3 protein-coding genes are annotated in these 6,567 nt (G+C 52.9%); 1 reads left to right on the top strand and 2 read right to left on the bottom strand.

Annotated features, from left to right (window positions below; translation table 11 throughout):
• Nucleotides 1-533 precede the first annotated feature (533 nt).
• Complete coding sequence (rne, locus tag BGK49_RS15260; protein ID WP_000827369.1) at nt 534-3,719, top strand: ribonuclease E; 3,186 nt, start codon at nt 534-536, stop codon at nt 3,717-3,719.
• Between the two features lie 195 nt (nt 3,720-3,914).
• Here the strand turns inward: rne and flgL are convergent, their stop codons facing one another.
• Both flgL and flgK read right to left on the bottom strand, forming a co-directional pair.
• Nucleotides 3,915-4,868, bottom strand: a complete 954-nt coding sequence (gene flgL / locus BGK49_RS15255) for a flagellar hook-associated protein FlgL (protein WP_001212778.1) — start codon at nt 4,866-4,868, stop codon at nt 3,915-3,917.
• Nucleotides 4,869-4,879: 11 nt separating this feature from the next.
• Entirely contained in the window at nt 4,880-6,523 is a 1,644-nt protein-coding gene (gene flgK / locus BGK49_RS15250; protein ID WP_000096481.1) for a flagellar hook-associated protein FlgK, read from the bottom strand.
• Nucleotides 6,524-6,567: the final 44 nt, after the last annotated feature.

The following is a 6,567-nucleotide window of genomic DNA, read 5'->3' as shown; positions in this document are numbered from 1 at the left end:
GCAGCGTTACGGCTGCAATAAAGCCGGATATAAAGCTGCAACCTACCCGTCATGTCAAAACAATGGATGCCTTGCAAACGGGATGCGTTCATATAAAAAACTGTGAGTAAGCGGGTGATAAATGGTAAAAGTCATCTTGCTATAACAAGGCTTGCAGTGGAATAATGAAGCCGTTTCCGTGTCCATCCTTGTTAAAACAAGAAATTTTACGGAATAACCCATTTTGCCCGACCGATCATCCACGCAGCAATGGCGTAAGACGTATTGATCTTTCAGGCAGTTAGCGGGCTGCGGGTTGCAGTCCTTACCGGCAGATGGAAATATTTCTGGAGAGTAATACCCAGTCTGTTTCTTTGATAATTGCGCTGTTTTTCCGCATGAAAAACGGGCAACCGACACTCTGCGCCTCTTTGAGCTGACGATAACCGTGAGGTTGGCGACGCGACTAGACACGAGGCCATCGGTTCACACCCGGAAAGGCGTTACTTTGCCCGCAGCTTAGTCGTCAATGTAAGAATAATGAGTAAGTTACGATGAAAAGAATGTTAATCAACGCAACTCAGCAGGAAGAGTTGCGCGTTGCCCTTGTAGATGGGCAGCGTCTGTATGACCTGGATATCGAAAGTCCAGGGCACGAGCAGAAAAAGGCAAACATCTACAAAGGTAAAATCACCCGCATTGAACCGAGTCTGGAAGCTGCTTTTGTTGATTACGGCGCTGAACGTCACGGTTTCCTCCCACTAAAAGAAATTGCCCGCGAATATTTCCCTGCTAACTACAGTGCTCATGGTCGTCCCAACATTAAAGATGTGTTGCGTGAAGGTCAGGAAGTCATTGTTCAGATCGATAAAGAAGAGCGCGGCAACAAAGGCGCGGCATTAACCACCTTTATCAGTCTGGCGGGTAGCTATCTGGTTCTGATGCCGAACAACCCGCGCGCGGGTGGCATTTCTCGCCGTATCGAAGGCGACGACCGTACCGAATTAAAAGAAGCACTGGCAAGCCTTGAACTGCCGGAAGGCATGGGGCTTATCGTGCGCACCGCTGGCGTCGGCAAATCTGCTGAGGCGCTGCAATGGGATTTAAGCTTCCGTCTGAAACACTGGGAAGCCATCAAAAAAGCCGCTGAAAGCCGCCCGGCCCCGTTCCTGATTCATCAGGAGAGCAACGTAATCGTTCGCGCTTTCCGCGATTACTTACGCCAGGACATCGGCGAAATCCTTATCGATAACCCGAAAGTGCTCGAACTGGCACGTCAGCATATCGCTGCATTAGGTCGCCCGGATTTCAGCAGCAAAATCAAACTGTACACCGGCGAGATCCCGCTGTTCAGCCACTACCAGATCGAGTCGCAGATCGAGTCCGCCTTCCAGCGTGAAGTCCGTCTGCCGTCCGGTGGTTCGATTGTTATCGACAGTACCGAAGCGTTAACTGCCATCGACATCAACTCCGCACGCGCGACCCGCGGCGGCGATATCGAAGAAACCGCGTTTAACACCAACCTCGAAGCTGCCGATGAGATTGCTCGTCAGCTGCGCCTGCGTGACCTCGGCGGCCTGATTGTTATCGACTTCATCGACATGACGCCTGTACGCCACCAGCGTGCGGTAGAAAACCGTCTGCGTGAAGCGGTGCGTCAGGACCGTGCGCGTATTCAAATCAGCCATATTTCTCGCTTTGGCCTGCTGGAAATGTCCCGTCAGCGCCTGAGCCCATCACTGGGTGAATCCAGTCATCACGTTTGTCCGCGTTGTTCTGGTACTGGCACCGTGCGTGACAACGAATCGCTGTCGCTCTCTATTCTGCGTCTGATCGAAGAAGAAGCGCTGAAAGAGAACACCCAGGAAGTTCACGCCATTGTTCCTGTACCAATCGCTTCTTACCTGCTGAATGAAAAACGTTCTGCGGTAAATGCCATTGAAACTCGTCAGGACGGTGTGCGCTGCGTGATTGTGCCAAACGATCAGATGGAAACCCCGCACTACCACGTGCTGCGCGTGCGTAAAGGGGAAGAAACCCCAACCTTAAGCTACATGCTGCCGAAGCTGCATGAAGAAGCGATGGCGCTGCCGTCTGAAGAAGAGTTCGCTGAACGTAAGCGTCCGGAACAACCTGCGCTGGCAACCTTTGCCATGCCGGATGTGCCGCCAGCGCCAACGCCAGCTGAACCTGCCGCGCCTGTTGTAGCTCCAGCACCGAAAGCTGCACCGGCAACACCAGCAGCTCCTGCACAACCTGGGCTGTTGAGCCGCTTCTTCGGCGCACTGAAAGCGCTGTTCAGCGGTAGTGAAGAAACCAAACCGACCGAGCAACCAGCACCGAAAGCAGAAGCGAAACCGGAACGTCAACAGGATCGTCGCAAGCCTCGTCAGAACAACCGCCGTGACCGTAATGAGCGCCGCGACACCCGTAGTGAACGTACTGAAGGCAGCGATAATCGCGAAGAAAACCGTCGTAATCGTCGCCAGGCACAGCAGCAGACTGCCGAGACGCGTGAGAGCCGTCAGCAAGCTGAGGTAACGGAAAAAGCACGTACCACCGACGAGCAGCAAGCGCCGCGTCGTGAACGTAGCCGCCGCCGTAACGATGATAAACGTCAGGCGCAACAAGAAGCGAAGGCGCTGAATGTTGAAGAGCAATCTGTTCAGGAAACCGAACAGGAAGAACGTGTACGTCCGGTTCAGCCGCGTCGTAAACAGCGTCAGCTCAATCAGAAAGTGCGTTACGAGCAAAGCGTAGCCGAAGAAGCGGTAGTCGCACCGGTGGTTGAAGAAACTGCCGCTGCCGAACCAATTGTTCAGGAAGCTCCAGCTCCACGCACAGAACTGGTGAAAGTCCCGCTGCCAGTCGTAGCGCAAACTGCACCAGAACAGCAAGAAGAGAACAATGCTGATAACCGTGACAACGGTGGCATGCCGCGTCGTTCTCGCCGCTCGCCTCGTCACCTGCGCGTGAGTGGTCAGCGTCGTCGTCGCTATCGTGACGAGCGTTATCCAACCCAGTCGCCAATGCCGTTGACCGTAGCGTGCGCGTCTCCGGAACTGGCCTCTGGCAAAGTCTGGATCCGCTATCCAATTGTACGTCCGCAAGATGTACAAGTTGAAGAGCAGCGCGAACAGGAAGAAGTACAAGTGCAGCCGATGGTGACTGAGGTCCCTGTCGCCGCCGCTGTCGAACCGGTTGTTAGCGCGCCAGTTGTTGAAGAAATGGCTGAAGTCGTAGAAGCCCCCGTACCGGTTGCCGAACCGCAACCGGAAGTGGTTGAAACGACGCATCCTGAAGTGATTGCCGCCGCGGTAACTGAACAGCCGCAGGTGATTACCGAGTCTGATGTTGCCGTAGCCCAGGAAGTTGCAGAACACGCAGAACCGGTGGTTGAACCGCAGGAAGAGACGGCAGATATTGAAGAAGTTGCCGAAACTGCTGAGGTTGTGGTTGCAGAACCTGAAGTTGTTGCTCAACCTGCCGCGCCAGTCGTCGCTGAAGTCGCAGCAGAAGTTGAAACGGTAGCCGCGGTTGAACCAGAGATCACCGTTGAGCATAACCACGCTACCGCGCCAATGACGCGCGCTCCGGCACCGGAATATGTTCCGGAGGCACCGCATCACAGTGACTGGCAGCGCCCTACTTTTGCCTTCGAAGGTAAAGGTGCCGCAGGTGGTCATACGGCAACGCATCATGCCTCTGCCGCTCCTGCGCGTCCGCAACCTGTTGAGTAATAATTAGCTCAAAGTAATCAAGCCCTGGTAACTGCCAGGGCTTTTTTATTTCATGTTTGAATCAACATATTAAAATTCATCAAATGGCATCCTTGCTAACCAACAATGCTAAATAGGCAAAAAAATGCCCGCCCCGGCGATCCCTGAGCGGGCAGACAAAACATACCCAGTTTCATGATATGTTTTAAAGCGAGCTTATTTGTTGAGCTGGAAGAGCGACAATCCCTGCATATCGGTAAATGCTTTATACGATGCCTGCAATGCCGTTTGCTGCATGATGTAAGATGAAATAGTTGCATTCCAGTCCACATCAACCAGATCGCTCATCTGCTGCGTTTGCCCTAAAGCGCGATCGCTACCTAAGGAATCCAGCGACTCCAGTTCGTTCAGCTGCGTGCCTAATTCCGCGCGAACGGTAAGGACATTATTCAGCGAGTTTTTCAGTCCACGGTTGGTTTTATCCAATGCCGCAGCGGCGATTTCTTTATCCGCTTCGCTATCCGCGACCGGCGTTTTCAGGGCTGCGATGGCGCTATCCAGCATGGCAAAAAGATTGGTTTCAGAAGCGCTACCGTCTGGCTCCGCAACTGCGTTGCTGGTAATACTGTCGAAAATTTTGTCACCCGTGTGCCCTATCACCATCGAACGCGAAGCATCGACCTGTTGCTTAATACTTTCTGCTCCACCGACGTATTTCCCTTTCTCTTCGCTAAACGGCGCAGTCTCTGTTTTATAACCGGCAAAAATGTAGCGCCCGTTACCGTCAGTGGTGTTCGCCAGATTCAGCAACTGGTCACGAAGCCCCTGAATATCCGTAGCCAGCGAGGCCCGGTCATCGTCACTCAAGGTGCCATTGCTGGCGTAGACAATTTTTTCCTGAGCATTCTGGATAGCAGTGGTGACCTGGCTAAGTACACTCTCTTCCAGTGACACTTTTTGAGTGGCGAAAGTACGCGCCAGCGTGTACTGGCTGTTTTGCGCCTGTGCCTGGGAGAGAACTACGGCTTGTGATGCTGCAATGGGATCGTCAGAAGGGTTAACGACTCGCTTACCTGTCGACATCTGCTCGCCGTACTTCATCCATTCCGCCTGAGAATTGGTGATGCCACGCATGTTTTGCTGGTACATCATCTGGGTACTGAAACGCATCTTATCTCCCCTTAGCGAATGTTAATCAGCGCATCAAAAATCGCGTTTGCCGTCTGCAGAACCTGCGCATTCGCCAGGTAATACTGCTGAAAACGTTGCAGATTTCCGTACTCTTCGTCGAGATTGACGCCAGAGATAGACTGCTGCTGATTGGAAAGCTGCGTCACCACATTACCTTGCGTGGCGCTACTGGTTTTCAACGTCGCGGTTTTATTACCGATATCACTCACTAACGAGGCATAAGCGTCGTTAAAGGATTTCGCACCGCCCACCGTTTTACTGTTGCTTTGCAGATCCAGCAGGGCCTGACCGTTGCGGTTATCGCTATCACCCGCATCTTTTTCGCTCGCCATCGCTATTTTCGCTTCGTCGGTGATTAATACATCCATGTTGACGATGGCGTCACTTACTGGTTTCAGCGTGAAGCTGTCGTTAACGGCAGGCGTTCCTGTAAACGTCAACTCCAGACCATCAAATGCCACTTTACCGTTGGCATCCGGCGTCACCGTAAAAGTGGTATTGCTGGCAAGGCGGGTGACCTGCCACTGATTATTATCGAACGAGATTTTGTAATCTGTCGCCAGTACCGCGGAGGCATCAGTTACCGTGGCACCGATCGCAACGTCACCTTTGTTTTTCGTGTTTTGCAAAACCGCGGGCTTACCGATAGCAAAGAAATCTTCACCAGCATCGCCGTTGGCATCAAATCCGGCTTTGTGTTGGGTGTTGAAAGCCTCGGCAAATGCCAGCGCCAGTTGTCCAAGCGTATTACGCGTCTGGTCCAGATCCTGAGAACGGAATGTCAGAATGCCGCCCAGCGACCCGGTATTCAGTAATTTCTCCGGGATCTCAATATTGCCTGCCGTCCCATCAACGTAAGCGACAGTCGTACGAGAAGGGTCGGCGCTGGAAGGAACTGCCGCCAGTTGCCGCGCCGTACTTCCCTGAACCAGTGAGTAACCATTGGCCATCGTGATGTTATAAGTGCCGCCATCCTGAACGCTGACTTCTACACCAACAATCTGGTTTAATTCGCTCACCAGTTGATCGCGTTGATCCAGCAGATTGTTAGGTGACGCCCCTGCCCCCACGCCTGTCAGGCGGGAGATTTGGTCGTTCAGGCTGGCGATTTGTTTAGCGTAATTGTTGATCTGATCAACGCTGGCACCTATCGCGATATTGACCTGTTTGTCCTGGTCGCGAAGATACTGATCGGTGGTTTTAAACTGATTCACCAACCCTTCTGATTTCCCAATCAGCGCCTGGCGCGCTGCCGGGTCTTCCGCGTTACTCACCAGCGTTTGCAGGCTGGTGAAGAAATCCTGCATCTGTGTTGCCAGCGAAGAGGTACTGGTGGAGAGCATATTGTCGATTTTCGACATCTGCTCATAGCGGGCAGTCAGGCCGCTACTTTGCGTCTGCGCCGCACGTAACTGGTTGGTGATAAACGCATCATACTCACGCTGCACACCAGAAACGTAGACACCATTGCCAACCCAGCCGCCAGCGCCCAACGTGCTATTGGCCTGCGCCATAATAGTGGTTTGGCGGGTATATCCGGCAACGTTATAGCTGGAGATATTATTACTTGCCGTATTTAACGCCGCCTGGGCCGCGTTCAGTCCGCTCATGGCGTTATTAATCAAGCTGGACATGGAGGTTCCTTATAAGCCTTCAATTACAGAGTATTATCGGCAGC

Origin of the sequence: Shigella sp. FC1544 (genome assembly GCF_001722145.1) — a bacterium.
GTDB classification, from domain to species: Bacteria; Pseudomonadota; Gammaproteobacteria; order Enterobacterales; family Enterobacteriaceae; genus Escherichia; species Escherichia coli.
Note: the sequence above shows the minus strand (reverse complement) of the source record. Positions and strands in the feature narration are given on the sequence as shown.

Bases quoted from the DNA above. Each gene is read 5' to 3' on its own strand.
- rne (WP_000827369.1), top strand. From the start codon at position 534: ATGAAAAGAATGTTAATCAACGCAACTCAGCAGGAAGAGTTGCGCGTT.
- flgL (WP_001212778.1), bottom strand. From the start codon at position 4,868: ATGCGTTTCAGTACCCAGATGATGTACCAGCAAAACATGCGTGGCATC.
- flgK (WP_000096481.1), bottom strand. From the start codon at position 6,523: ATGTCCAGCTTGATTAATAACGCCATGAGCGGACTGAACGCGGCCCAG.